At 68.6% G+C, this 1,858-nt stretch carries 4 protein-coding genes; 1 reads left to right on the top strand and 3 read right to left on the bottom strand.

Annotated elements, in window-relative coordinates:
* The 3 genes from E1181_RS31050 to E1181_RS31040 all read right to left on the bottom strand — a co-directional run.
* On the bottom strand, positions 1–368 hold a 368-nt coding region (locus E1181_RS31050), incomplete at its 3' end, for a hypothetical protein (protein WP_132679964.1).
* Positions 369–609: 241 nt separating this feature from the next.
* On the bottom strand, positions 610–894 hold the full coding sequence (locus E1181_RS33035; protein ID WP_408011021.1) for a TetR family transcriptional regulator C-terminal domain-containing protein: 285 nt from the start codon (positions 892–894) through the stop codon (positions 610–612).
* Between the two features lie 94 nt (positions 895–988).
* The gene (locus E1181_RS31040) at positions 989–1,348 is read right to left on the bottom strand and encodes a hypothetical protein (RefSeq protein WP_235877182.1); all 360 of its coding nucleotides are present in this window, start codon (positions 1,346–1,348) and stop codon (positions 989–991) included.
* A gap of 212 nt (positions 1,349–1,560) precedes the next feature.
* Between E1181_RS31040 and E1181_RS33030 the strand changes: the two genes are divergently transcribed.
* A partial coding sequence (locus E1181_RS33030; RefSeq protein WP_408011019.1) for a VOC family protein occupies positions 1,561–1,858 on the top strand: 298 nt, incomplete at its 3' end.

Below are 1,858 nucleotides of genomic sequence, written 5' to 3'. Positions count from 1 at the left end.
GGGATGTCGCGGGGCTGGTGGGGTTCGGTGGCGTCGCTGATGTGCTGGGTTTCGTCCCAGTAGTGCCCGGCGTGGCGCATGGCTGAGGCCAGCACGGCGTTGAGGCTTTCCAAGTCGTTGACCGCCCGGTCGAGGGCTTCGTGAGGGTAGTCGCGCAGCGCTTGGCGGTACAGGCTGTCGCGGTCGACCTGATCGAGCCGGGCGGTCAGCTCGCCGGCGAGGTTGTGCAAGGACCCCAGCACTCCGAGCAGCGCCGCGCCGAACGGCGGCCAGTCCATCGAGGCGAGGTCGGTGTCGGCGCAGTTGCGCGCGGCGCGGTTGAGCGCATCACGTGCCGCGTACATGTCATCGAGCGGATGATCAGCCATGGCCATGGCCTCCTACCTTGTGCCGCGCTCGGTGTTACCCCACCATGCGGCGCAGGCAAACCCCGCGCAAAGTCAGCGCGGGGTGCCGGGTTCGGGCAGGCCGGTAGCCTCGGTGAGCTGGTCTTCGAGGGTGATGATGCGGCAGGCCACGGCCACGCCCGGCTGATCAGTTCGCGGGCTCTGCTCAGGGCTCGTTCCACCCACTACGCCGCGGCGGCGACTCTCGCGTCCCAGACCTGCATCAGGTGGTCGATCGCGGCGTAGAGGCAGCCCGCCTGGGTGCCATCGCGGCTTTCGACCGAGCCCCCCAGAGGAATCCGGTGAACACAGCGGCCATGCTCGCCGGGTCGGTGTCGGCGGGCAGTTCGCTGGCCTCGACGGCGCGGCGCACGCAAGCCGTCACGTTGCGCCCCAACACCGAACGGCGCTCGGCCGACAGCGCGCGAACGCTGTCGTGATCGGCTGACCCGACCGCCCCGGCGAGCACCACGAGGCACGCGGTGGGGTGCTCGGGTTCGGTCCGCATCAGCGCTGAGGCGCGCAAGACCCGCTCGATCTGTTCAGCGAGGACGAGGCGACTCGTCGCCGGCGTCCCGCAGATCTGCGCACCGGCGGATCGTTCAGGCTGGGCTGAGGCGTTGCAGGAGACGATCACCGATGTTCACCTCGTGCGGAAACTGCGCGAGCTCGGCCGGGCTCACGGATACGCCCTGCCGGAGCGCTGCCGCTGCGAGGTGGGCCCAGTGCTCGGCTTCCGCTTCAGCGCGGGACTGCCCGTCCGCCGGTTCATCGGGCCCCACCACCGCGCGCGCCGTCTCGCGCACGGCTTCCACTGATGTCGATGTCCAGCCTCCGGACGAACTCCATCCCCTGTCGTCGAGCAGCAGCACGCGCCGCCCATCGGCGAGTTCCAGCTCGTGCTGCGCCGACGCCGACACGTTCCTGCCTGCTGCTCGATCGTCGGCGTCGACCCAAGTCACCAGACGCGCCCCAGCTTGCATCTGCACCTCGCGGACTCGTTGTTACCCACCAACAATATCCGCTTCGGCAACCGAGAATCGGCACTACGACAGGGGGAGGATGCCTGCCCGGTCGACGGCGGATCCGGCTCCGGTGCCTGGTCTTCAAGATTGCAGCGGTAATCCGCACCCTGAATACCGCAGTAATCGGGTACCGGAATACGGCCGTATTCGTGGACCTGATTACTGCGGTAATCCTGCATCCCCTGGAGGCCTACGACCCGGCAGTCGGGGGCGGTGCGTCCCCATCGGGGGGGTTGTGGCGGGAGGATGGGTTGGTGCGGATCTCTTTGGTTTCTCTTGTGGTGGATGACTACGACCGGGCTATCGCGTTCTTCGTGGGCGTGCTGGGGTTCGAGCTGGTGGAGGACTCGCCTTCGTTGACCAACGACGGGCGGGAGAAGCGGTGGGTCGTGGTGCGGCCGCCGGAGGCGGGGACGGGCATCCTGCTGGCCCAGGCGGACGGGGAGC

It is taken from the genome of Saccharopolyspora terrae, assembly GCF_004348435.1.
In the GTDB taxonomy this organism is placed as follows: domain Bacteria; phylum Actinomycetota; class Actinomycetes; order Mycobacteriales; family Pseudonocardiaceae; genus Saccharopolyspora; species Saccharopolyspora endophytica.
Note: the sequence above shows the minus strand (reverse complement) of the source record. Positions and strands in the feature narration are given on the sequence as shown.

Excerpts from the sequence above, each read along its gene's own strand:
- E1181_RS33035 (WP_408011021.1), bottom strand. The coding sequence starts at position 894 with ATGCGGACCGAACCCGAGCACCCCACCGCGTGCCTCGTGGTGCTCGCC.